General features: G+C 71.8%; 22 protein-coding genes. 11 read left to right on the top strand and 11 right to left on the bottom strand.

Annotated elements, in window-relative coordinates; all coding sequences use genetic code 11:
* The first annotated feature begins 8 nt into the window (after positions 1–8).
* Together OG371_RS02500 and OG371_RS02495 are read left to right on the top strand one after the other, a co-directional pair.
* A complete protein-coding gene (locus tag OG371_RS02500) occupies positions 9–482 on the top strand; it encodes a ribose-5-phosphate isomerase (RefSeq protein ID WP_329065104.1) in 474 nt (157 codons plus the stop codon).
* Positions 482–1,291, top strand: coding sequence for an Fpg/Nei family DNA glycosylase (locus OG371_RS02495; protein WP_329065103.1), 810 nt, complete (start codon positions 482–484; stop codon positions 1,289–1,291). The genes OG371_RS02500 and OG371_RS02495 overlap by 1 nt, the downstream gene beginning before the upstream one ends.
* A gap of 62 nt (positions 1,292–1,353) precedes the next feature.
* Here OG371_RS02495 and OG371_RS02490 read toward each other — a convergent pair whose 3' ends face one another.
* On the bottom strand, positions 1,354–1,938 hold the full coding sequence (locus OG371_RS02490) for a TetR/AcrR family transcriptional regulator (protein WP_329065102.1): 585 nt from the start codon (positions 1,936–1,938) through the stop codon (positions 1,354–1,356).
* A 71-nt stretch (positions 1,939–2,009) separates the two neighbouring features.
* Between OG371_RS02490 and OG371_RS02485 the strand changes: the two genes are divergently transcribed.
* Positions 2,010–2,774 carry an SDR family NAD(P)-dependent oxidoreductase gene (locus OG371_RS02485; RefSeq protein WP_329065100.1) on the top strand — a complete coding sequence of 255 codons (765 nt, stop codon included), beginning with the start codon at positions 2,010–2,012 and terminating at the stop codon, positions 2,772–2,774.
* A gap of 63 nt (positions 2,775–2,837) precedes the next feature.
* Here OG371_RS02485 and OG371_RS02480 read toward each other — a convergent pair whose 3' ends face one another.
* Positions 2,838–3,680, bottom strand: coding sequence for a hypothetical protein (locus OG371_RS02480; protein WP_329065099.1), 843 nt, complete (start codon positions 3,678–3,680; stop codon positions 2,838–2,840).
* Positions 3,681–3,831: 151 nt separating this feature from the next.
* On the opposite strand from OG371_RS02480, the gene OG371_RS02475 reads away from it, so the two are divergent.
* Together OG371_RS02475 and OG371_RS02470 are read left to right on the top strand one after the other, a co-directional pair.
* On the top strand, positions 3,832–4,707 hold the full coding sequence (locus tag OG371_RS02475; RefSeq protein ID WP_329065097.1) for a TIGR03619 family F420-dependent LLM class oxidoreductase: 876 nt from the start codon (positions 3,832–3,834) through the stop codon (positions 4,705–4,707).
* Position 4,708: 1 nt separating this feature from the next.
* Complete coding sequence (locus tag OG371_RS02470; protein ID WP_329065095.1) at positions 4,709–5,149, top strand: nuclear transport factor 2 family protein; 441 nt, start codon at positions 4,709–4,711, stop codon at positions 5,147–5,149.
* A 10-nt stretch (positions 5,150–5,159) separates the two neighbouring features.
* Here OG371_RS02470 and OG371_RS02465 read toward each other — a convergent pair whose 3' ends face one another.
* Positions 5,160–5,951: an SDR family NAD(P)-dependent oxidoreductase gene (locus OG371_RS02465; RefSeq protein WP_329065092.1), complete on the bottom strand. Its 792-nt coding sequence runs from the start codon at positions 5,949–5,951 to the stop codon at positions 5,160–5,162.
* Between the two features lie 96 nt (positions 5,952–6,047).
* Here OG371_RS02465 and OG371_RS02460 point away from each other — a divergent pair, with 96 nt between their 5' ends.
* Entirely contained in the window at positions 6,048–6,662 is a 615-nt protein-coding gene (locus tag OG371_RS02460) for a TetR/AcrR family transcriptional regulator (protein WP_329065090.1), read from the top strand.
* Here the strand turns inward: OG371_RS02460 and OG371_RS02455 are convergent.
* Positions 6,653–7,360 (bottom strand): TetR family transcriptional regulator, encoded by a 708-nt coding sequence (locus OG371_RS02455; RefSeq protein ID WP_329065088.1) that lies wholly within the window; start codon positions 7,358–7,360, stop codon positions 6,653–6,655. The two genes, OG371_RS02460 and OG371_RS02455, sit on opposite strands and share 10 nt — an antisense overlap.
* 181 nt (positions 7,361–7,541) lie before the next feature.
* Between OG371_RS02455 and OG371_RS02450 the strand changes: the two genes are divergently transcribed.
* Positions 7,542–12,395, top strand: coding sequence for a DUF6531 domain-containing protein (locus OG371_RS02450; RefSeq protein ID WP_329065086.1), 4,854 nt, complete (start codon positions 7,542–7,544; stop codon positions 12,393–12,395).
* 3 nt (positions 12,396–12,398) lie between these two features.
* On the opposite strand, the gene OG371_RS02445 is transcribed toward OG371_RS02450, so the two are convergent.
* Positions 12,399–13,265 (bottom strand): ketopantoate reductase family protein, encoded by an 867-nt coding sequence (locus tag OG371_RS02445; protein WP_329065084.1) that lies wholly within the window; start codon positions 13,263–13,265, stop codon positions 12,399–12,401.
* 54 nt (positions 13,266–13,319) lie between these two features.
* Here OG371_RS02445 and OG371_RS02440 point away from each other — a divergent pair, with 54 nt between their 5' ends.
* Positions 13,320–13,949, top strand: coding sequence for a TetR/AcrR family transcriptional regulator (locus tag OG371_RS02440; RefSeq protein ID WP_329065082.1), 630 nt, complete (start codon positions 13,320–13,322; stop codon positions 13,947–13,949).
* 94 nt (positions 13,950–14,043) lie between these two features.
* Complete coding sequence (locus tag OG371_RS02435; protein WP_329065080.1) at positions 14,044–14,931, top strand: universal stress protein; 888 nt, start codon at positions 14,044–14,046, stop codon at positions 14,929–14,931.
* A gap of 4 nt (positions 14,932–14,935) precedes the next feature.
* On the opposite strand, the gene OG371_RS02430 is transcribed toward OG371_RS02435, so the two are convergent.
* Both OG371_RS02430 and OG371_RS02425 read right to left on the bottom strand, forming a co-directional pair.
* The gene (locus tag OG371_RS02430; RefSeq protein WP_329065078.1) at positions 14,936–15,181 is read right to left on the bottom strand and encodes a helix-turn-helix domain-containing protein; all 246 of its coding nucleotides are present in this window, start codon (positions 15,179–15,181) and stop codon (positions 14,936–14,938) included.
* On the bottom strand, positions 15,181–15,651 hold the full coding sequence (locus OG371_RS02425; RefSeq protein ID WP_329065077.1) for a DUF2975 domain-containing protein: 471 nt from the start codon (positions 15,649–15,651) through the stop codon (positions 15,181–15,183). Before OG371_RS02425 ends, OG371_RS02430 begins: the two co-directional genes overlap by 1 nt.
* A gap of 203 nt (positions 15,652–15,854) precedes the next feature.
* Between OG371_RS02425 and OG371_RS02420 the strand changes: the two genes are divergently transcribed.
* Entirely contained in the window at positions 15,855–16,766 is a 912-nt protein-coding gene (locus OG371_RS02420; protein ID WP_329065075.1) for an NAD-dependent epimerase/dehydratase family protein, read from the top strand.
* A gap of 106 nt (positions 16,767–16,872) precedes the next feature.
* Positions 16,873–17,310 carry an LppA family lipoprotein gene (locus OG371_RS02415; RefSeq protein WP_329065073.1) on the top strand — a complete coding sequence of 146 codons (438 nt, stop codon included), beginning with the start codon at positions 16,873–16,875 and terminating at the stop codon, positions 17,308–17,310.
* A gap of 224 nt (positions 17,311–17,534) precedes the next feature.
* Here the strand turns inward: OG371_RS02415 and OG371_RS02410 are convergent, their stop codons facing one another.
* From OG371_RS02410 to OG371_RS02395, 4 genes are read right to left on the bottom strand one after another with little or no spacing between them, the layout of a single operon-like run.
* Positions 17,535–20,177, bottom strand: a complete 2,643-nt coding sequence (locus tag OG371_RS02410) for an ABC transporter permease (protein ID WP_329065071.1) — start codon at positions 20,175–20,177, stop codon at positions 17,535–17,537.
* Positions 20,174–20,854 carry an ABC transporter ATP-binding protein gene (locus tag OG371_RS02405; protein ID WP_329065069.1) on the bottom strand — a complete coding sequence of 227 codons (681 nt, stop codon included), beginning with the start codon at positions 20,852–20,854 and terminating at the stop codon, positions 20,174–20,176. The genes OG371_RS02410 and OG371_RS02405 overlap by 4 nt, the downstream gene beginning before the upstream one ends.
* The gene (locus tag OG371_RS02400) at positions 20,851–21,534 is read right to left on the bottom strand and encodes an ABC transporter ATP-binding protein (protein ID WP_329065067.1); all 684 of its coding nucleotides are present in this window, start codon (positions 21,532–21,534) and stop codon (positions 20,851–20,853) included. The genes OG371_RS02405 and OG371_RS02400 overlap by 4 nt, the downstream gene beginning before the upstream one ends.
* Entirely contained in the window at positions 21,534–22,154 is a 621-nt protein-coding gene (locus OG371_RS02395; protein WP_329065065.1) for a hypothetical protein, read from the bottom strand. Before OG371_RS02395 ends, OG371_RS02400 begins: the two co-directional genes overlap by 1 nt.
* Between the last annotated feature and the right edge of the window lie 265 nt (positions 22,155–22,419).

Below are 22,419 nucleotides of genomic sequence, written 5' to 3'. Positions count from 1 at the left end.
TCCGGCCTGTGCGTGTCTACTTGGGATCCGACCATGCCGGTTTCGAGCTGAAGAACCACCTTGTGCGCCATCTCGGCGAGCAGGGGCACGAGATCGTCGACGTCGGTCCGCACGTCTACGACGCGGCCGACGACTACCCGGCCTTCTGCGTGGCCACCGCGCTGCGCGTGGTCGCCGACGAGGGCAGCCTCGGCCTCGTGATCGGCGGCTCCGGCAACGGCGAGCAGATCGCCGCCAACAAGGTGCCCGGCGCCCGCGCGGGCCTGGGCTGGAGCGTCGAGACGGCGAAGCTGTGCCGCGAGCACAACCACGCCCAGCTGCTCGGCGTCGGCGCGCGGATGCACACGGCCGAGGAGGCCACGGCGATCGTCGAGGCGTTCCTGGCCACGCCGCCGTCGCCGGACGAGCGCCACGGCCGCCGCGTCCAGCAGCTGCTCGACTACGAGCGCACCGGCACCCCGCCGCCCCTGCCGGAGGCCTGATGCCCGAGGGGCACACGCTCCATCGGCTGGCCCGCCTGCACAAGCGCCGGTACGGCGGCGCGCCCGTCGAAGTGAGCAGCCCGCAGGGCCGGTTCGCGGACGAGGCCGCGCGGCTCGACGGGCAGGTGCTCACCTCCGCCGAGGCGTACGGCAAGCACCTGTTCCACCACTACGGTCCACAGGGGACGGTGCACGTCCACCTCGGCCTGTACGGCACGTTCAACGAGACGCCGCTGCCCGCGACCGAGCCCGTCGGCCAGGTGCGGATGCGGCTCGTCGGCCGGACCCACTGGGCCGACCTGCGTGGGCCCACCCGCTGTGAGCTGCTGGACGCCGCCCAGGTGGACGCGCTGAAGGCCCGCCTGGGCCCGGACCCGCTGCGCCGCGACGCGAAGCCCGACCTCGCGTGGGAGCGGATTTCGCGCTCGCGTACGTCGGTGGCCGCGCTGCTGATGGACCAGGCGGTGCTGGCCGGCGTCGGCAACGTCTACCGCGCCGAGGTGCTCTTCCGCCACGGCGTCGCCCCGATGGTCCCCGGCCGTGCCCTCGACCGCGGCCTGTGGGACGAGATGTGGGCCGACCTGGTGACCCTGATGCGCCACGGCGTGCGCGTCGGGCGCATCGACACGGTCGCGCCGGAGCACATGCCCGCCGCACAGGGCCGCGCCCCGCGCGAGGACCGCCACGGCGGCGAGGTGTACGTCTACCGTCGCGCCGGGATGCCGTGCCTGGTCTGCGGGACACCGGTCGCGCACCAGGAACTGGTGGGGCGCAACCTTTATTGGTGTCCGAGCTGCCAGGCGGCGTGAGTCCGGCTGGGGAGAGTTCAGGGCTCGTGAGTGTTTATGACGGTTAGAACCGGCATGAACACTCACGAGTCCCTGGGTGCGGCGAGGCCGTCCAACAGGAGGTCGAGCCGTTCCGCCAGCGCACCGGCCAGGTCGAACGGCGGTGCGTCCTCGGTGAGCCAACGACGGAGGGTGTCGCCGTAGATCGCGGTCACCACCTCGGCCACGGTGCGCGGCGGGAGCCCCGCCTTGAGTTCACCGCGTTCCTGGCCCTGCCGGATCGCGTCGATCGTCGCCTCCGGCACCGGGTGCTGGGTGGCGACCACCTCGTCGTGGCGCAGGCTCACGTGCAGCATCCGCGTGAGGGCGCGCTCGCGCTCGTTCATGGCCGCCAGCGCGGCGAAGTAGCGGTGCAGCCGGGTGCGCGCGGGCTCGTCGGACTCGGTGACAGTGAGCAGCTGGTCGCGGCGGTCCTGGCCCCACTCCCGCAGGAAATCGCGTTTGTGCGGGTAGTGGTTGAGCACCGTCTGCCGGGCGACGTCCGCCTCCGCGGCGATCTGGTCGATGGTCGTGCCCTCGTAACCGTGCTCGCCGAACAGCTTCAGCGCGGCCGTCAGCAGCCGCGCCCGCATCCGGGCCCGGTTGGCCTCCCGTCGTCCTGTCGTCACGGGGTCAGCCTACCCAATTTTAGGCTGGAGGCTAAACTTAGGCTAGAGCCCATGAATTTAAGGAGCACCCCATGCAGGTGGATATCCGCGACAAGGTCATCGTCATCACCGGCGCGGCCCAGGGCCTCGGCCGCACGCTCGCGCTCGGCCTGGCGGCGGAGGGCGCGCGCATTGCGGTGCTGGCCCGCAGCGAGGCCAAGGCCGCCGGCACCGTCGACGAGATCATCGCCAAAGTGCCGGGCGCGCCGAAGCCGCTCGGCGTGGTCGCCGACGTCTCGGACGAGGACCAGGTCCGCGCGGCCGCCGAGGCCGTCGACGCGCACTGGGGCCGGGTCGACGCCCTGATCAGCAACGCCGGCTGGATGCCGCCCGCCGGTTCCATGCGGGTGCTGGACTTCGAGCTGACGGACCTGCACCGGATCGTCGACAGCAACCTGATCGGCTGTTTCCTGGTGACCAAGCACTTCGCGCCGGTGATGATCCGGGGCGGCGGGGGCCGGATCATCTACGTCGGCAGCATGGCCGGCACCCAGAGCCGTCCCGGCGGCGCCCCGTACAGCGCCACCAAGGCCGGGGTGCACCTGCTGAGCAATGTCGTGCACCAGGAGCTGGCCGATCAGGGCATTCGCACTGTCGCGCTGGCACCGGGCCTCACGGACACGCCGGGTATGCGCGTGGCCGCGTCCGAGGAGCACATCGCCCGGGTCAGTGCCACCTACCCGGGGGGCCGCGTCGGGCAGCCGGACGACATCGTGCCGTTCGCCGCGTTCCTGTGCAGCGAGGCCGCCGAGTACCTTTCCGGGACGCTGCTGGGGATCCGCCCGATCACCGGATGAGTCCGGTGTGGACAGAGGGCCCCGCGGCACGCATGCCGCGGGGCCCTCGTCTGCATCAGGGGGTCAGAAGTCGAAGCCGCCGCCCCCGTCGAAACCGCCGCCGTTGAAGCCGCCCCCGTCAAAGCCGCCGCCGTCGAATCCGCCACCATCGAAGCCGCCGCCGTCGAACCCGCCACCGCCGTCGCCGCCGCCGTCGAAGCCACCGCCGTCGCCGCCGTCTCCGCCCGCGTCACCGCCGGAGTCGAGCGCGTCCTGCTGGCCCGCGTCGTAACCCGACTCCCAGGCCGAGGCGCTGGCGATGCCGCCCATGCCGGAGAACATCGCGCTGAACAGGAACATCGAGCCCAGTCCCCAGGCGCCGGCCACCAGCGCGGGCTTCCACCACGGCTCGCTGTACCAGCCCTGCGGCACCGGCCGGCCGGCCACGCGGCCGCCGGGGTAGTAGTACGGGGTGTTCTGGCCGGGCTCCGGCGAGGCCTCGTAGTGCTCGCCCTCGACGTCCACCGCGCGGTGCTCGGTCACCTTGCCGGCGCGCTCGCGCTCGGCCTCCTCCGGCAGCTCGGGGCCGGGGTCCATGCCCATCGCCAGCCGCGCCGCGCGCACGTAGTAGAGGCCCTCGACCGCGGTCTCCTTGACCAGGCGGGCCTGCTCCACGGTGGTCGCCTGCTCCATCTGCGAGCCGGCCGCGTTGTACCGCTCGCTCGCGTCGGCCATCGCCTGCTGCGACGCGGTGTCGGTGCCGGTGAGGTTGAGCACCTGGCCGCCGAGGCGCTCGACCAGACGGCGGGCGTCGGCCTTCGCGTCGTCCAGCTCGCGCTGCCGCGCGGCGGCCCGTGACCGGGAGAAGTACAGCCCGCCGCCGACAACGACGACAACGAGCACGATCAACAGGATCGCGGTGCTCATGGGTCACTCCACGTGTTCAGCTGACGCGGCGGCCGCGTGGCCGCCTTTGAACCGGACAACGCGGACAGTACCCGGGAGGTTCCCGGGACGTGACCCGGAGCACCCCGCCCGGCCGATGGCCCCGGAAACTAGAACAGGTTATAGTCCGGGCATGAAGTTCTCCCTGTCGATCGCGATGAACCCCCTCGATCAGCTGGGCGAGCTGGCCCGCGCCGCCGAGGAAGCCGGTTTCGCCTCGATCGTGCTGCCGGACTCGCTGTTCTACTCGGAGCAGGTTTCCGCGGACTATCCCTATACCCCGGACGGCAGCCGGTTCTGGACCGCGGACACGCCGTGGGTCGACCCGCTGGTCGCGACCGCGTCGATGGGCGCGGTGACCGAGCGCATCGAGTTCTACACCTCCGTGCTGAAACTCGGCTCGCGCAACCCGGTGCTGCTCGCCCGCCAGGTGAACTCGGTCGCGGCGCTGACCGGCGGCCGGTTCGGCCTCGGGCTCGGGGTCGGCTGGTCGCCGGAAGAGTTCGAGTGGTGCGGCGCGCCGTACGAGAAGCGCGGCAAGCGCGTGGACGAGGCGATCGACGCGATGCGGCTGATCCTCGACGGCGGCATGGTCGAGTATCACGGCGAGTTCTTCGACTTCGACAAGCTGCAGATGAGCCCGACGCCGCCGAAGCGGGTGCCGTTCTACATCGGCGGCCACACCGAGGTCGCGCTCCGCCGCGCCGCCCGTGTCGCCGACGGCTGGTCCTCGGCGATGATGAAACTCGACGACCTGCGCACCACCATCGCGCGGCTCAAGGAACTGCTCGCCGAGCGCGGCCGGGAGAACGACCCGTTCGAGTACCAGGCCGTGTGCATCGACCGGTTCGGCCTCGACGGCTACCGGGAGCAGGCCGAGGTCGGGGTCACCGACATCATCACCATGCCGTGGGTGTTCGAAGGCGTCGGGTTCGAGGCCGAGGTGGGCCCGAAGCTCGACGCGATCCGCAAGTTCGGGGCCGAGGTCATCGCGAAATTCGGGGAGTGACATGGGAGTCGAGGTCAGCTGGGACGCCGAGGCCGAGCAGCCGCCGGCGCGCGTCGCCGCGTACCGCTCGATGACGGCCGTGACGGCGGGGGACAAGGACGGCTGGCTCGCGCTGTTCGCGCCGGACGCGCTGGTGGAGGACCCGGTCGGCCCGTCGATGCTCGACGAGACCGGCCAGGGCCACGCCGGGCACGAGGGCATCGGGGCGTTCTGGGACAAGACCATCGCGCACGTCGAGCGGTTCGAGTTCGTCATCCGCGACTCGTTCGCGGCCGGCGACGAGGTGGCGAACTTCGGCACCATCACCACGTTCCTGCCCGGCGGCTACCGCGTCGACACCGACGGGGTGTTCGTCTACCGCGTCGGCGCCGACGGGCTGATCAAGTCGATGCGCGCGTTCTGGGAGGCCGAGCGCGCGATGGCGACCGCGCGCCAGGTCTGAAGAATCCTGATCAGGTCAGCGTCCGGGCCCCGTCCAGGGGCACGAAAACGCCGGTGACGCGGCGGCCGAGATCGCTCGCCAGCGCGACGACGGTGTCGGCCACTTCGTCCACTGTGGTCACCGTGCCGGCCGGGGTGAGGCCCTGGACCCGCTGGATCATCTGCTCCTGGTGCGGCCCGGCGTTCGCGTCGGTCGGCACCAGGCCGGGCGCGACCGTGTTGACGCGGATGCCGTCCGGCGCCAGCTCCACCGCGAGCGAGCGGGCCACGGCGTCCTGCGCGCTCTTGGCCACGGAGACCTCCGCCAGCCCCGGCGTCGAGGAGTGCGTGCCGGACGCGCCGATGAACACGATCGACCCGCCGCCGCGCCGCCGCATCTGCGGCACGACGAAGTGGCAGGGCAGCAGTGCGGCGTCCAGCGCCGTGGCGGTGACCTCCCGGACGCCGCGGACCCGGTCCAGACTGTCCACAACGGACCCGGTGGCGCGGAACAGCGCGCCGAGCGCCCGGGTGTCGCCGATGACGTTGCAGACGAGCAGGGTGATGTCCCCGAGCGCGGCGCGCGCCTGCTCGGCCATCCGCTCGACCTGCTCCGCGTCGCCCGCATCCCCTTGCACCGCCACGGCTTTGCCGCCGTGGGCGATCACGTGCGCGGTCACCGCCTCGGCTGCCGCCGCGTTCGAGTGGTAGTTCACCGCGACGTCGGCGCCGTGCTCGCCGAGCGCCCGCGCGATCGCCGCCCCGATGCCGCGGCTGCCTCCGGTCACGAACGCGGTCCGCCCCTGCAGGATCTTGGTGGTCACGATGGGTTTCCCTCCAGTTCGGAGCGGAGCGCTCCGCTCCGTTTCCAATACCCGCACTTTAACACCGGCAACGGGGGTCTCGGCTAGTCTTCGCCCATGGCCCGCCGCTCCGACGCCCTCCGCAACGACGACCTCGTGCTGGCCGCCGCCCGCGAGGTCTTCCTCGAGCAGGGCGCGGACGCCCCGGTCTCCGCGATCGCCGCCCGCGCCGGGGTCGGCATGGGCACCCTCTACCGCCGTTACCCGGCGAAGGAGGACCTGATGCGCGAGCTGCTCAAGCGGAACATCGTGCAGACCGGCGAGGAGGCGCAGCGCGGGCTCGCCGACCCGGACCCGTGGCACGGCTTCACGTCGTTCGTCCGCGCCTGCCTCGACGCGGGCCTGTCCGGCGCCCCGTCGCCGGGCAAGGCGTTCCCGGTCACCGACGAGATCCTGGCCGCCAGCCGGGCCGCGCGCGCCCAGGTCCAGCGCCTGGTCACGCGCGCCCAGTCCGCCGGCGTCCTGCGCGCGGACATCACCGCGCACGACGTCGTCCTGCTGCTCACCGAGCTTCGCGGCCGCCCGGAGCTGGACGGGATGCGCCCGCCGACGCTGCGGGGGCGGACCCTCGGCATCGTCCTGGACGGCCTGCGCGCACCGAACGCCACGCCGCTGCCCGGCCCGAAACCGACCTGGGCGACGATCCGGAAGCTCTGGGACAACTACCGCTGAGCCGTGAGCCGGCCCAGCCCGCCGTCGAGCAGGCGGGCCGCTTTCCGGACGTCGGCGGTCACCGCGTCGCGGATCTGCGCCGGGGTGCGGACGCCGTCCGCGTACTTCGCCCAGCCGGAGAACTGGATGGGCCAGAGCCCGAGCAGCGCGGCCGCCGCGATCCGCGGCTCCGGGTCGCCGGGGCCCAGCCCAGTCCGTTCGGCCAGGGCCTCGGTGGCGACGGCGGCGAGGCGGTCCATCATGTCGCGCTGGTAGGCGCGCAGCGACGGCGTTTCGGCGATCAGGGCGCCGAAACGCCGGAGTTTCGCGCTGCTCCCGGCGAGGTCCGGCTGGGCGCCGAGCCAGGCGGTCATCGCGTCCAGCTCGCCGGCGAGAATTCCCAGCACGGCGTCGACAGGGGCCAGCGCGGGGTCCGCGAGGGCGGTCCGCAGGGCGTCGATCGCGGCGCCGGGGTGGTCCACGATCAGCGCTTCCTTGGTGGGGAAGTAGTTGAAGACCGTCTTCTCCGACACCCCGCAGGCGTCGGCGATCTCGGCGACGCGCACGGCGTCGAAGCCCCGCTCGAGGAACATCTCGGTCGCGGTGTCGGTGAGCTGCTGCCGCATCCGGCGCTTCTTGCGCTCGCGCAGCCCTTCCGGCTTGGCGGCGTCGTCCCCGGCCTGCTGCGGGGGCGTCCAGTCCACAGTCCGCGCGATCATGGGGGACAGCGTAGTCCGGTCCTCGGGCACGTTCGGTGATCGCCGGCGGGGCCGGCTGGGCGAGCGGATGCGGCCGATCGGGTGAAGGACCGGCCCGACGGCCGGAGGACGGCGCCGGAAGCCGGACACTGCCCGATAATTGCGACCGTCACTCGGCTGGCAGAATGAGGAGGTCGCCCGCGTGAGCAATCCGCTGGTTGCGCCGACGGAGGATTCGACCAAGGCGTATTCGGGAATTTCGCTGGCCGAATCGGCTGCCGGGTTGTCGGATGCGATCAAGTCGGGTGACTGGGCGTCGGTGGCGATGGGTGCGGTCGGCACCGCGCTGGACGCGTTGTCGATGGCGATGGATCCCTTCGGGGCGATCCTCGCGGCGGGCGTGAGCTGGTTGATGGAGCACGTCGGCCCGCTGAAGGAAGCGCTGAACGGGCTGACCGGCAACGCGGACGAGATCGCCGCCCAGTCGCAGACCTGGGCCAATATCGCGAAAGAGCTCGAAGGCGTCGGCAGCGACCTCGGCGACATGGTGAAGGCGGACCTCCAGTCGTGGACCGGTCCGGCCGCGGACGCGTATCGGCAGCGCACGCAGGACACCGTGGCGTTGTTCCAGTCGGCGCAGAAGGGCTGCGAGGGCGCGTCTTCCGGGGTGAAGACCGCGGGCGAGGTCGTCGCCGCGGTCCGGACCCTGGTGCGGGACATCATCTCCGAGCTGATCGGGCACATGATCAGCTGGGCGCTGCAGGTGGTGTTCACGCTCGGCATCGGCCTGACCTGGGTGGTGCCGCAGGTGGTCGCGGCGGTGGCGAAGACGGCGTCGAAGATCGCGGACGTCACCACCAAACTGGTCAAGGCGCTCAAGGCGCTGATCCCGCTGCTGAAGAAGGCCGGCACGCTGTTCGAGGACGCCGGGAAGGCGTTGAAGGGCCTGAAGGGCGGGAAGGTCGAGGCGCCGCCGAAGACGTCGAAGATCGACAGCACGCCGAAGGCCCCGCCGACCAAGGGCGGCGGGGATTCCACGACGCCCTCGGGCGATCACAGTCCGCCGCCGAAGACCGACAACTCCACGACGCCGTCCGGTGACCACAGCCCGCCGAAGGACAACGGGTCCACCTCGCCGCAGGGTGATCACAGCCCGCCGGCGAAGAACGACCCGCCGCCGGACAACGGCCCCGGAACCTCCAAGAGCGACCCCACGCCGGACAACGGCCCCGGCACGTCCAAGAGCGACCCGCCGCCGGACAACGGGACCCACACCTCCGGCTCGCCCAAGGGCGATCCGGGGAAGGGCGACCCGCTCGGCTCGGGCGGCAAGAAGCCGGTCGACGAGTCCTCCCCGCCGCCGGATCGGACGGCCGGCGGCGACCCGGTCGACCTGGTGACCGGTGAGATGTTCACCACGCAGGAAGACCTCGGCCTGCCGGGCGTGCTGCCCGTGCTGTTCGAGCGGACGCACGTTTCCGGCTACCGCAAGGGTTTGTGGTTCGGCAAGGAGTGGAGCTCGACGCTGGACCAGCGGGTCGAGGTGGACGGCGACGGCCTCCACTACGCCGCCGCGGACGGGGTCGTGCTGCACTACCCCCATCCCGCCGAGGACGGGGACCTCGTGCTGCCGGTGGAAGGCGCGCGCTGGCCCCTTCGGTGGAACCGCGAGAGCGACACCGTCCTCATCGGACGCCCGGATTCCGGCCTGACCCTGAGCTTCCCTGGGGTGGAAGCCGGCGGCAGCGTCCGTCCATTGGAGACAGTGGGGGACCGGCACGGGAACTGGATGACGTTCGTGCGCGGCGAAACCGGCGCGCCGGCCGAGCTGCGCCACTCCGGCGGTTACCACGTGCGGTTCGGCCACGTGGACACCGCGGCCGGGCCCCGGATCGCCGATCTGCGGATGGTGCGGGCCAACGGGCCGGACGTGACCGTGGTGGCCTTCGCCTACGACGCCCGCGGCCGGCTCGAGCAGGTGGCCGACTCCCGCGGCCGGCCGATGCGGTACGAGTACGACGACCAGGACCGGGTCGTCGCCTGGTTCGACCGGGTCGGGCAGACCTACCGCTACCACTTCGACGAGTCGGGGCGCGTGGTCCGCACCGAGGGGACCGGCGACGTCCTCACCGGGACGTTCGCCTACGACCTGGAAAACCGGGTCACCACCCAGACCGACTCGCTCGGCCACGCGACCCGCTACCACTGGAACGAGCTGAACCAGGTCACCAAGGTCGTGGACCCGCGCGGCGCGGAGACCGTCACCGAGTACAGCCGGTTCGGGATGAAGCTGTCGACGACCGATCCGATCGGGCGCACGAACCGGGTCGCGCCGCGCGAAGGCCGCGCCCTGCGTCAAGAGGTCTCGGGCGGAGCCTCTCGCGAAGTCGTGTACGACCAGGCCGTGCGTCCGGTGCGGGTGACCGGCCCCGACGGCGAGGCGTGGGAGCTGGCGTACGACGAGAACGGCAAGGTGGTGTCCGAGAGCGGCCCGGGCGGCGTGTCGCGCACGTACGCGTACGGGGCCCGCGGCGACCTCGTCGCGCTGACCGACGAACTCGGCCAGGTGACCCGCTTCCGCAACAACGCCGCCGGGCTCCCGGTGGAGGTGCTCGAGCCGTCCGGGGCGAGGACCCGGTACGCGCACGACGCGTTCGGCCGGGTGGTGTCCGTGGTCGACCCGCTCGGCGGCGTGGTCCGGATGAACTGGACCATCGAGGGCCTGCCGGCCTGGCGGGTGGAGCCGGACGGCAGCCGCGAGGAGTGGGAACACGACGCCGAGGGCAACCTGCTCGTCCACAGTGGACCGTCCGGGGCGGAGACCCGGTTCGAGTACGGCCCGTTCGGCGAGGTGACCGCCCGGGTCGACCCGACCGGCGCCCGGTACGCCTACAGCCACGACACGGAACTGCGGCTGCGGAAGGTCACCGGGCCGACCGGGCTGACCTGGGTGTACGAGTACGACGCGGTTGGGAACCTGGTGCTGGAGAAGGACTTCGACGGGTCGACCCGGACCTATTCGTACGACGCGGCCGGGCAGCTGGTCCGGCGGGTCAACGGCGCCGGGCAGTGGGCGAGCTACCGCTACGACGAGCAGGGCCGGCTGGTCGAGCACCGCAACGAGCACGGCAGCTACACCCGCACGTTCGACGAGTCCGGCCGCGTGGCCGCCGCGGACGGTCCCGGGCACCGGCTCGAGTTCGCCTACGACGAGGCCGGCCGGATCGTCGCCGAGACGCTCAACGGCCGTCGCACCTCCTACACCTACGACGCGCTCGGTCAGGTCCTCTCGCGCACGACACCGAGCGGCGCCGTGTCCAGCTGGACCTACGACGGGACCGGGCAGCCGCTCTCGCTCGCCGCGGCCGGCGGCCGGATCGCGTTCGAGCGCGACGCCGGCGGGCAGGAGGTCGCCCGGCGGTTCGGGGCCGGGATCACCGTGCGGCAGGGCTTCGACCCGCTCGGCCGCGTCGTGCGGCAGTCGATCCACGCCGAGCAGCCGGACGGCAGCCCGTCACGCACCCTGCAGCAGCGCGCGCTCACCTACCGCGCCGACGGGCACCCGGTCCAGATCGCCGACCGGATCCGCGGCACCCGCAGCTTCGAACTCGACGACAGCGGCCGGGTCAACGCGGTCCGCGCGGCCGGCTGGAGCGAGTCGTACGCCTACGACTTGAACGGCAACCTGGTCCGCGCCGAGACGCCGACCGCGCGCGGCCCGGTGGAGCGCCGGGTCGGCGGGACCCTGGTGCACCAGGCGGCGGACACCACCTACGACCACGACCGGCAGGGCCGGGTCGTGCGGGCGACCCGGCGCACCGCGTCCGGGCCGCGGCAGTGGAGCTACACCTGGGACGCCGAGGACCACCTGGTCGCGGTGAAGACGCCGGACGGCAGCACCTGGCGTTATCTCTACGACGCGTTGGACCGGCGAATCGCGAAACGCTGCCTCGACCGCGAGGACAAGCTGATCAGCGAGACCTGGTTCGCCTGGGAGGGCACGCGGATCGCCGAGCAGCACGTCACGGTCGGCGGCCGTTCCGACGTCACCACCTGGGACTGGCAGCCCGGCACCCACCGGGTCGTCGCGCAGTCGCGGCGCCGGGCCCGGCCGGACCAGAAGGCGGTCGACGTCGCGTTCCACGCCATCGTCACGGATCTGGTCGGCACTCCCACCGAACTGGTCACGCCGGACGGCCGCATCACCTGGCACACCACCGATCTGTGGGGTGCCGATTTCGCGCGGCCGGTCGGCGAGGCCGATTTCCCGCTGCGGTTCCCCGGTCAATACCACGACACCGAAACGGGACTGAACTACAACCTCAACCGCTATTACAACCCGGCCACCGCGAGTTACCTGAGCCCGGACCCGCTCGGGCTGAACCCGGCGCCGAACAACCACGCGTACGTCGACAACCCGCTGACCTACCTCGACCCGCTCGGGCTCATCTGCATGAAGGGCCTGAAAGAGAAGATCAAGAAGCTCAACCCGTTCAAGAAGAAGCAGAAGGGGCCGACCGGGCCGCCGCAGTACATCTACCGCTGGGACGGGCGGCCCAACCTTTACGGCCCGGGCCGCAACCCGGCCAACATCGTGGAGGACGGCGGGTTCAAGCCGGTCAAGCCCGACGGCACCCTGACGTTGCAGGAGCACGTCGAGGGGAAGTACGCGGGCGGAGGCAGCTCGAAAGGCAACAGCCAGTGGGTTTCCAGCGGCGAGTACAGCGGGATGAACGACGCCCAGATCGCGGCTCCGAATTCGTACCTGTACAAAATCGACACGTCCCAGCTGCCGGATCCGAACAAGCTGGTGAACGTGTCCGATTACTACAAGAGCACCGGCGGGAAGGAATGGTTCCCCGAGCAGAAGGAATGGGCGCACGACGGCACTATCCCCGCGGACGCCATCGTCGGTTATGTTCCCGGAAAGGGCAATGTCGGGAAGATCATGGACGGGGCGGATCCGGATTCGCTCGGCTTCAAGCCGCTCAGCGAATTCGGCGACGCCCCCATTCCGCAGCCGGTGCGGGCGGGTCCTTCGGGAAGCGCGAGCTAGCGATCACCTGGCTTGAGCGCGCAGTTGCCCGGCCACGTGCTCGAGTTCGGCCGTCGCCGCGGGCGAGATGGTGACGAGCCCGGAGTGCGCGGCCGTCGGGCTGCGCAGGAAGCGCCGCAGCACGGCCACAAGCAGTCCCTCCGGGAGAATTCGCAACGCGGCGAACCCGCGGGGGACCGGCGCTGTCGGCAGCGCGGCGAGGTGCTGCCGGATGCGGCGGACCAGGTCGCGGACCGCGTCCGGATCACTGGCCAGCGCCACCGGGCCGCCCACGGCGTTCGTGGCCTGTTCGAGTGGCACCGCGAACGCGGCGTGGGTCTTGAGGTAGGCGTCCATCCTCGGCTCGGCCTTGGCGTTGATCCCTGCGGCGCGGAACGCCGCCACGATCCGTTCCAGCCTCGGGGTGGACCGGCCGCCGGGCTCGCCGATCGGCATCGGGAGCAGGCGGGTCAGGAAGCTGGCCGCGCGGTAGCGGAGTACGTCGCCGTCCAGCACGCCGGCGGCGGCGGGGAAGCCGAGCAGCACCCGCTGGTGGCCCAGCACTGCGCCCAGCGGCTCCGCGCCGGCCGCCCAGTTGAGCAGGAACAGCACGTCGCCGTCGAGCCCGGCGAGTGACTCCAGCACCGCGTCCACCTGATGGGCGCGGACGAAAACGGCGGTCAGGTCGTACCCGCCGTCCGGGTGCTCGACCACCGGCACCGGCACCTGCCGGGCAACCGGGCTGTCTCCCTCGGCGAGCTGCACGCCATGCCGGCGCAGGGCGGCCAGCCGCTCACCCCGGGCGAGGAGCGAGACGTCGTGGCCGGCCTCGTGCAGACGGGCGGCGTGCAGAGTGCCGAGCGCTCCGGCTCCGTACACGAGCAGCTTCATGGCCGACCTCTTTCATACGTTCGTTTGAAACGATCGTATGTAGGCTACGCGACCATGGCGTCACCTGACACCCGCACGCAGATCCTCGACGCGGCCGAACGGCTCTTCGCCGAGCGCGGGTTCCGCGGCACCTCGATCCGCGCGATCACCGACCTCGCCGGCGCGAACCTGGCTGCCGTCGGGTACCACTTCGGTTCGAAGGCAGAGCTGCTGGCCGCGGTCGCGCGCCGCGTGGTCGAGCCCATCAACGCCGCGCAGCGCGCCGGGCTCGACCGGCTGCTCGCCCGTGGCCCGGACCCGACGGTCGCCGAGCTGGTGGAGGCGTTCGCCGGGCCGTTGTTCGACGGGATGCCGGCCGGCGACGAAAGCGGTGAGCGGACGTCCCGGCTGATCGTGACGATCATCGGCGACCCTGCCGAGGAGATGCGCAGCTGGACCGGGCCGGCCGAGGACGAGGTCCGCGATCGCTACCTGGAAGCCTTCGGACGCGCGCTGCCCGGCCTGTCCGCCGACGAGCTGCGGTTCCGGCTGCGGGGGATTCTCGCGGTGACGGCGATGGACCGGGTCGAGGTCTACCAGCGGCCTGTTCCCGGCTGCATGCCCGAGGTCGCGGGTGAGGCGGCGCCGCGCTGGGCGATCACGTTCCTGGCGGCCGCGATGAGCGCGCCGCCGACCGGGGGCTGACGACGCGGGGTGGCCGCGGCTCCGGGAGGTATTTTCGCCGTACAGCCGGTACTTTCACGGTGAAGACCGTCCGCCGAGGGAAAGCAGGCATGGGATGACCGGGTCGGGTTCAGCAGTGGTGGTCGGCGTCGACGGTTCCGCGGCCGCGCTCACGGCGGTCCGCTGGGCGGCACTCGTCGCGCGGGAACGGCGCCGGGGCCTCCGCCTCATCCACGCGTTGCCCGAACTCCCCGCGCTCTACCCGGGTGCGGACGCGACGTTCGAGCAAATCCAGGAAGCCGTTGGCGCGCGGGGAGAACGCGTGCTCGCCGAAGCGCGCGCCGCGGCCGAGGAAGCCGCGCCCGGCGTCGAGGTGGAGTCCGAGGTGCGGTCCGAGGGGGCCGCCGAAGCGCTGCTCGCCGAGGCGGACGGCGCGACGATGGTCGTGCTCGGCACCCCGGGCCGCAGTGAGCTCGGCCGGGTCCTGCTCGGGTCGGTCTCGGTGGCGCTGGCCGCGCACGCGCCGTGCCCGGTGGCCGTGATCCGCCCGCACGTCGGGGACGACGAGGCGCCCACCGAGGGTCCGGTTGTCGTGGGCGTCGACGGCACTCCGCTGAGCGAGGGCGCGATCGCGACCGCGTTCGAGGAGGCGTCCTGGCGCCAGGCCCCGCTGATCGCGGTGCACAGCTGGCACGAGGCGTTCCTGTCCGAGGTCTTCGAGGAGCGCCGCTGGACGATGGACCGCGAGGCCGTCAAGCAGGAGGAGCACGAGCTGCTCGCCCAGCGCCTGGCCGGCTGGCAGGAGAAGTTCCCGGACGTGACCGTGGAGCGCGTCGTCGAGGCCGGCCGCCCGGCCGAACGGCTGCTCGACCTAGCCGACCGGGCGCAGCTGCTGGTCGTCGGCAGCCGTGGCCGCGGCGGGCTCAGCGGGCTGGCCCTGGGTTCGACGAGCCAGGCCCTGATCTCGTACGCGCTCTGCCCGGTGGTGATCGCCCGCACGTAGGCGGTCAGGAAACGGTGGTGCGCGGTGGTTTCACGCTCGCGGCGTCGTCTGCTTCCCAGCGCAGCAGGTCGCCCGGCTGGCAGTCGAGCACCTCGCATAGTGCGGCGAGCGTGGCGAAGCGGACCGCTTTGGCGCGGCCGTTCTTGAGCACCGCCAGGTTGGCGGGCGTGATCCCGACGCGGTCCGCGAGCTCGCCGACGGACATCTTGCGCCGGGCCAGCATCACGTCGATGTCGACGGTGATCGCCATCAGATCACCTCGGCCAGTTCGTCCTGCATCCGCGCCGCCTGGGCGAGCAGCATCCGCAGCACGAACACCACGAGCGCGACCCCGAGGATGGCCAGGCCGATCCCGCCCATGATCAGCGTGACGCCCGGGTCGTCGCGCTGGCCCGGCGCGTTCACGGCGGTGACCGCGAACCAGACCAGGGCCGCCGCCACGATCGCGCCGATCACCCGGTCCACGTACCGGAAGGCGGCGTGGGAGAACACGGTCCCGCGGCGCACCATCGTCACCAGCCGCCACACGCTGACCACGGCGACCTGCACCGTCACCAGGCCGAAGATCGTGATGAAGCGCAGCGCGGTCAGCGGGACCGACCCGTTTTCCGGATCGTTCCCGCTGATCAGCGTCCACACCATCAGCACCTGGATGAGCACGGTCCCAGCGAGCACCGCCGCGAGCACGACGCGCAGCGCCTGCACGGCCAGCTTTCCCATGGTCTGCCCCTCTTATCGAGTTACGATGGGAATCTATCGAGTTTCGATAGATTGAGCAAGGGGCTCGCACCTGGACCGGATCACCTGGGCAACGTCGCTTCCTGATCGTCCGTGCAGCGCGGCGGGCCCGGCTGATCCGGGTGTTGACTGGCGGGAACGAGCCGCCGGCCGTCGATCGGCCGGCATTCGGGAGGACAAGGACGATGCTGCGCGACACCAAGGTGCTGATGACCGGTGTCACCGGAATGGTGGGCCGGCCGATTGCCCTGGAATTGGCCCAGGCGAACGAAGTGTGGGCGGTCGGCCGGTTCGGCGACGCCCAGGTCCGGGCGAGCCTGGAGGATGCCGGTGTGCGTACCGTGCAGGCCGACCTGACGGACACGGACCTGCCCCGGCTGCCCGACGTCGACTTCGTGCTCAACTTCGCGGTCTCGCGGACCAACGACTGGGGCGTCGACCTGGACGCGAACGTCGACGGTCTCGGCGCGCTGATGACCGCGTGCCGTACTGCCAAGGCCGTGTTGCACTGCTCGACCACCGGCGTCTACCAGGAAAACGGCCACCACCGCTTCGCCGAAGACGACCCCCTGGGCGACAACCACCGTGGCGGGGGCGAGATGTTCCAGACCTACAGCATCTCGAAGATCGCGGCCGAAGCCATGGCCCGCTCCTGCGCGCGCCGCCTGAACCTGCCGACCACCATCGCCCGCCTCAACGTGCCGTACAGCGACGAGGGCGGCTGGCCGATGTACCTGCTGGAGGCGATGCTGGCCGGCTACCCGGTCCCCGTCCACGAGGACAGCCCCAGCGAATACCAGCCCATCCACCACGACGACATGATGGCGATGATCCCCGCGCTACTGGACGCGGCGCGAACCCCCGCGACCACCGTCAACTGGGCCGGCGACGAGGTCTCGAGTATCGAGCAGTGGTGCACTTACATGGCGAAACTGACCGGCCTGGACGTGACTTTCGCGCCGAGTGCGCACAACTTGAGCAGCGTGACTTGTGATCTGACCAGGATGCATCAGCTGATCGGCCACACTCAGATCAAGTGGCAGGACGGACTGGCGAGGATGGTCGAGGCTCGGCATCCCGAGTTGTTGGCTGGGTAATCTGCAGACGCCTTGTGGCAGAAGGCTTTTGGCGTGGCCCGGCTGGGCTCGCCAAAGCCTCTGTCGTCCGGTACTGCGCCCACGCCACCCCCGCGTAGGACAGATCGTGACCACTAACCGTCGGCAGGATCCGGAAACCCGGATGCGCGAGCCGAACCGCATGTCCGGTGGCGAATCTCGGCGCCCGAATGTCACCGACGAGCCCATCCGGGCCGGGTGCGGAGCCGACCACCCGAAGCTCGACTCCGCGGCGGAAACCCTCCACCTGGAAAACCATGTCGTGTCTGGAACGCTTTCGGACGCAGACTACGAACAAGCGCTCGCCGTCGTCGGGCCAGTTGTCGCCAAGTACGGATTCAACGCCAGCCCGCAGCGCTTACACGACACCCCAGGCTCACACGACGCCTTCTTCCACAACTACCAGGACGGAAGCTCCATTCAATTCGGCAGCCATGTCAACACGGTGTTCGGCATCTCCATCGGCTGCCATCTCACTGCCGAGACCAAAAGGCTCGGCCACGTCCCACCAAAGCCTACGTACTAAAATCGCCAGAGCTTGAACAACTGCGTGCTCGGCGTGCTGTAGAACACTCAACCGGCCGTCCGCCGCCGCGACGATGGTCCGCGCGGAACGTTGCCGCCAAAGGCGCGGACGCGACGTCCCCGCATCCGCTCACCGACCACTCGGCGCCCCGACCGCTCGCGACACCACCACCGCTGCGAAGCCGCCGACCCGGTCGTTCCGATGTGGACAGTCACCGGCCCGGGTCACAGGTCACGGAGTTCCTCCACGGCGGGACGGGTCGAGGCGCGCGCACTGGTCACGGCGGCGAGCGCGACGGCGGCGGCGACCGCGGCGGCCGTCAGGGCGAGGTAGGCCCACGGCACGGTGATCGAGGACGGTGGTGGGTCGAACACCCCCGTCAGGACCTTGACGAGCATCTGCGAGACGCCCCACGCGATGAGCCCGCCGCCGAGGAGGCCACCGGCGATCAGCACCAGTCCCTCGCCGAGGACGAGGCCGCGCAGCTGGCGGCGCCCGGCACCCAGGACCGCCATGATCGCGAGGCCGCGGCGGCGTTCGGCCAGTCCAACCGCCAGTACGATCCCGCCGGCGCCGGCCGCGATCAGCACCGCGAACGCCAGCTCCAGCCGGGTGAGCCCGGAGAGGTTGACCGAGGTGAGGCTGGAGCCGACGTGCGCGCGGGTCTGCGTGATGTCGGTGACCGCGGCCGTGGCGCCGAGCCGGGCTCGCAGATCGGCGGCCACCGCGGGCTGGTTGCCGCCGCCGGTGTCGACCAGGAACGCGCCGACGGCGTCGGAGCCGGTGCTCTGCGCGAGGTAGCCGGCGTTGGCCACGAAGAAGCTGTCCTTGGGCGCGGTGGGGAACTCCTTGACGATTCCGCGGTAGTGGAAGGGCACGGTCCGCAACGCCTTGGTCCGCGCGTCCTGCACGCGCAGGTTGATCAGGTCACCGGGGTTGAGCTGGAAGTCCTTGACGGTCTCGGCGCTGACGAGAATGGCGTCCGGCTGACGCGCGAGGGTGGCCATCAGGTCCGCGGCGCTGCCGCCCTGGAAGTAGGCGTCCTGCAGCGCGGTGACGTCCCTGATGCTTTCCGGCCGGACCCCGTAGAGGTCCTGCAGGTCGGCGCCGACGTAGGCGAACCGGTGCTGGATCGGCTCGACGTGCCGGACTCCGGCGACGTTCTGCAACGCCGCCCCGGCGGCCGGGGAGACCTGGGCGGCGGGCGGTTCGGTGACGGCGACGTCGGCACCGTTGGTCAGCTGGGCGTCGGCCTCGGCTTGCTGCTGGTAGGTGCTGTTGAACACCGCCGTCGACGCGGCGAACGACAGCGCCAGCGCCAGCAGCACGATCGCGCGGGCGAGCGGACGGCGCTGCCGGGCGATCCCGGCCGCTCCGGGGCGCGCCAGCCGGCCGGCCAGCGGCCGCAGGATCCGCCGCAGCGGGCCCCGGCCGTGCCCGAGCGCGAGCGTGGCCAGGCGCCACAACAGGGCTGCTGCGCCAAGCCACAGCAGCGCCGGGCCGAGGAACGCCCAGTAGGACACCGAGATGCTCGGCACCCCCTCCGGCGCCAGCACCAGCGCGTAGTCGTTGGCGCCGGAGGCCAGGAACACGACGAGCGCGGCCGCGATGAGCAGGACGTCGATCCCCGCCTTGGCCCACCACGGCGTGCGGTGCGTGCCGATCAGCTGCCGGTTCTGGGACACGGTCTGGTTCCGCAGCCCCGTGATCGCCGGGACCAGCACCGTGAGCGCCGTGATCAGCAGCCCGGCCGCGAAGGCGATCACGAACCACCACGCCGTGGCCGCGGTGCTCTGGCCTTCCGGCGAGGGGCCGAAGGCGAGCCGGCCTGCCAGCACGGCTATCACCAGCCCCGCGGCTCCGCCGGCCAGTGCGACGAACGCGGCCTCGGTGACCGCGATCCAGGCGACCGTTCGCGGCGTGTGGCCACGCGTGCGCAGGAGTGCCTGCTCCGCGCGCCGCCGATCGCCGCCCGCGCCCACCAGCGTGCTGGTCAGCAGCGCGGCGAGCACCACTCCGGGAAGGCCGAGAAACAGGAACAGCATCTGGGCGTAGGCGGCGTCGCCGCGGGCCGCGTCGAGTGCGGCGCCGACGTTGTTGCCGACCAGCGCGGCGCCGGCGGCCTGGGCTTCGAAGTTGTGCGCGGCGGCGATTTCGCTCTGGTACGCGGTGGCCGGGTCCTGGGACGCGGGTGCCGCCCGGGCCACGTGGAACTGCGTGACCGGGGCACCGTTTCCGATCAGCGCGGTGAAGGCGGACTCGGGCAGCAGGAGCACGTTGTCCGGCGGGGCGGAAGGCTGCGTCTGCGCCGGCGCGCCGACCTTCTGGAAGAGGGAGTCGGCTTGGGGCAGGTCGACGACGCCGGCGATGGTGACCGGCCGCGGCGGGCTGCCCGGCAGGCTGATCGAGACCTGGTCGCCGGGCCGGACGTGCAGGTTCGACGCGGTCTGCTGGGCGATGAGCGCGCCGTCGGGGGACCCGCTGAGCGGCCGGATCTGGTCCGGGAAGGCGGCCGCGTAGCCGGGGGCCAGCCCCAGCACGACGCCGGGGCCGGTGGTCTGCTCGGTGCCGCCGGTGGTGGCGAGCAGACCGCTGGTGTGTTCGATGTGGACGGTGCGGACCGCGGTGGTGCCCGGCAGGCTCCGCAGCTGGTTCAGCACGGCGCCGGGATCCCCGCCGGGCTGGACTTCGACCTGCCAGCCGACGGCGACCGACCGCAGTGCGCGGGCGGTCATCGTGGCTTGGGAGGACGCGAGGAACGAACCGAGGGCCGCGGTCAGCGCGACGGCGAGTGCGATGCCGGCGGCGGTCGCCAGCAGACGTCCGGTACGACGGCGGAGCAGGCCGCCGAGCCAGAGGCCGATCATGACTTCACCGTCCGGGATTCGGTGGTGCGGAGCGTGCCTTCGTGCATGGTCCAGTGCGTGTCCAGGCGCTCGATGACGGCCTGGTCGTGGGTGGTCACGACGAGCGCGGCACCCAGGTGCGCGGTCGCGTCCAGCAGCGCGTCGAGCAGCCGCTGTCCCGCGGCGCGGTCGAGCTGGCCGGTGGGTTCGTCCGCGAGCAGCAGCCGCGGCCGTTGCGCGAGCACCCGCGCGACCGCCACCCGCTGGGCCTGGCCGCCCGAGATCTCCTCGGGCAGCCTGGCGGCCAGGTCGTCGACCCCGACCAGGGCGAGCGCTTCGGCCACGCGCTCGGCCAGCTCGGGTTCTCCGATGCCGGCGATGACGAGGGGAAGGCCCGCGTTCTCGCCGACGTCCAGGGTCGGGACCAGGCTGGGGCTCTGGAAGACGACGCCGATCTCGCGGGTGCGTGCTCCGGCCGCGCCGAGCGCGGGCCAGGTGACGCTGCCGCGGGTCGGCCGTTCCAGGCCGGCCATCAGGTGCAGCAGCGTGGACTTGCCCGAGCCGGACGGCCCGGCGATCGCGATTCGCGCTCCACTGTGGATACTGCAGCGGGAATCGTGGACGGCGGTGACCGCCCTCGGCCCGGTGCCGAACGTCCGGGCCACGTCCTCGCACACGACCAGCGGTTCGGCGCTCATGCCGCCACCTCGCCGTCCTGGATCGTGACGACGCGGTCGGCGATCGCCACCACTTCGGGGCTGTGGGTGACGATCAGCAGGCCCGCGCCCTGACCGGTGTGCTCGCGCAGCAGCGCCAGGATGTGCTGCTCGGTGGACCCGTCGAGTTCGCCGGTCGGCTCGTCGGCGAGCAGCACGTCGGGCTGGTTGGCCAGCGCGACGGCGAGGCCGGCTCGGGCGAGTTCGCCGCCGGAGAGCTGCGCGGGCATCGCCCGGCCACGCCGGTCGAGGCCGACCTGCTCCAGCAGTTCGGCCACCGCGGGCCGGATTCCGCTGTGGCGCCAGGCTTTGCGGGCGAGCCGGACGTTTCCCCGCACGTCCAGGTGCGGGAGCAGGTTGCGGGCCTGCAGGAGGACGCCGATCCGGTGGGCGCGGATCTTCGCGCGGACGGTTTCGGGGCGATGGCTGATCTGTTCGCCCCCGACCTCGACGCTGCCGCCCGCCGGTTCGTCCAGCCCGGCCAGGCAGGCCAGCAGCGTGGACTTCCCCGACCCGGACGGCCCGACGACCGCGACCGTTTCGCCTCGTGCGACGGTGAGGGAAACCCCGCGCAGGGCCAGCGTTTCGTCGTCACCGGTGCGGAAGAAACGGTAGAGCTCACGAGCGTTCAGCGCCGGCGTCGAGCACTCCGGGACGGTCATCACGACCAGCTCAGCGAGTCGGTGACGGTGCGCCACGGGTCGACGTTGTCGGCGTTGGCCGGGCCGGACAGCGTCAGGTCGACACGGATCCCGGCCCGGAAGAAGCTGTAGCGCTCGAACGCGTCGCGGACCACCTTTCCGGTGACGGGGCTCGGCGCGGAATCGCCCCGGTAGGTCAGCAGCGTCGCCGGGCCCGCGTGGCGGGACACCGTCGAAACCTGGCCCATGGCGAAGTTCGGGGTCCGGGTCTTCAGCGCCGGGACGTCCGTCGCGGTCACCGACGCGGGCGTCGGCGCGGCCGCGCCGCGCGACGAGCTGACCTGCACCTGGTTCAGCTTGTCGGTGAACGTCGTCGTCGTGCCCGACGCCAAGGAAGCCCAGCCCTCGGGGATTTTGACGGTGAAGCCGGCGCCTGGCGGGGCGAAGGGGATGTAGGCCTGGTTGTCGGGGATGTCGCCCGCGGGGTTGACTTCCGTCGCCGCGGTGCCGGTCGCCGGGGCACCTCCCGAAGCCGGGCCCGAGGCCGGACCCGGTGCGGGCGCCGGGGTTCCGGAGCAGGCGGTGAGCACCGATGCCGCGATCGCCGCGATGGCGATGCGGGCCGTGGTGGTTGTGGACATGGCATCCTCTCCGGGCCGCTTCCGACGCGGTGGAAGCGCTGTGGGTGGTGTGGCCGGCGTCCCGCTCGGTGGCCGAGGGGGAGAACACGAAGCCAAGCTAGGGCGATCGCGGACAGCACCCGGTTCGCGGCGGGCTAATCCGCGTTAACCTCGGCCGCGTCCGGTGATTGTTTCCCGATGACGGCGCGGGGTCGGGCAATTGTTTGCCAGCGGCGGGCAAAAGCCTGGCTAACAGCATTTCCCGGTCCGGTCCGGTGGCCCACCC

It is taken from the genome of Amycolatopsis sp. NBC_01480, from assembly GCF_036227205.1.
Taxonomy (GTDB): Bacteria; Actinomycetota; Actinomycetes; order Mycobacteriales; family Pseudonocardiaceae; genus Amycolatopsis.
Note: the sequence above shows the minus strand (reverse complement) of the source record. Positions and strands in the feature narration are given on the sequence as shown.

What these genes read in the sequence shown, in the direction of transcription:
- OG371_RS02485 (WP_329065100.1), top strand. Translation starts at nt 2,010, where the DNA reads ATGCAGGTGGATATCCGCGACAAGGTCATCGTCATCACCGGCGCGGCC.
- OG371_RS02455 (WP_329065088.1), bottom strand. Translation starts at nt 7,360, where the DNA reads ATGATCGCGCGGACTGTGGACTGGACGCCCCCGCAGCAGGCCGGGGAC.
- OG371_RS02460 (WP_329065090.1), top strand. Translation starts at nt 6,048, where the DNA reads ATGGCCCGCCGCTCCGACGCCCTCCGCAACGACGACCTCGTGCTGGCC.
- OG371_RS02430 (WP_329065078.1), bottom strand. Translation starts at nt 15,181, where the DNA reads ATGGCGATCACCGTCGACATCGACGTGATGCTGGCCCGGCGCAAGATG.
- OG371_RS02480 (WP_329065099.1), bottom strand. Translation starts at nt 3,680, where the DNA reads ATGAGCACCGCGATCCTGTTGATCGTGCTCGTTGTCGTCGTTGTCGGC.
- OG371_RS02395 (WP_329065065.1), bottom strand. Translation starts at nt 22,154, where the DNA reads ATGTCCACAACCACCACGGCCCGCATCGCCATCGCGGCGATCGCGGCA.
- OG371_RS02435 (WP_329065080.1), top strand. Translation starts at nt 14,044, where the DNA reads ATGACCGGGTCGGGTTCAGCAGTGGTGGTCGGCGTCGACGGTTCCGCG.
- OG371_RS02410 (WP_329065071.1), bottom strand. Translation starts at nt 20,177, where the DNA reads ATGATCGGCCTCTGGCTCGGCGGCCTGCTCCGCCGTCGTACCGGACGT.
- OG371_RS02440 (WP_329065082.1), top strand. Translation starts at nt 13,320, where the DNA reads ATGGCGTCACCTGACACCCGCACGCAGATCCTCGACGCGGCCGAACGG.
- OG371_RS02420 (WP_329065075.1), top strand. Translation starts at nt 15,855, where the DNA reads ATGCTGCGCGACACCAAGGTGCTGATGACCGGTGTCACCGGAATGGTG.
- OG371_RS02495 (WP_329065103.1), top strand. Translation starts at nt 482, where the DNA reads ATGCCCGAGGGGCACACGCTCCATCGGCTGGCCCGCCTGCACAAGCGC.
- OG371_RS02470 (WP_329065095.1), top strand. Translation starts at nt 4,709, where the DNA reads ATGGGAGTCGAGGTCAGCTGGGACGCCGAGGCCGAGCAGCCGCCGGCG.
- OG371_RS02475 (WP_329065097.1), top strand. Translation starts at nt 3,832, where the DNA reads ATGAAGTTCTCCCTGTCGATCGCGATGAACCCCCTCGATCAGCTGGGC.
- OG371_RS02425 (WP_329065077.1), bottom strand. Translation starts at nt 15,651, where the DNA reads ATGGGAAAGCTGGCCGTGCAGGCGCTGCGCGTCGTGCTCGCGGCGGTG.
- OG371_RS02405 (WP_329065069.1), bottom strand. Translation starts at nt 20,854, where the DNA reads ATGAGCGCCGAACCGCTGGTCGTGTGCGAGGACGTGGCCCGGACGTTC.
- OG371_RS02400 (WP_329065067.1), bottom strand. Translation starts at nt 21,534, where the DNA reads ATGACCGTCCCGGAGTGCTCGACGCCGGCGCTGAACGCTCGTGAGCTC.
- OG371_RS02445 (WP_329065084.1), bottom strand. Translation starts at nt 13,265, where the DNA reads ATGAAGCTGCTCGTGTACGGAGCCGGAGCGCTCGGCACTCTGCACGCC.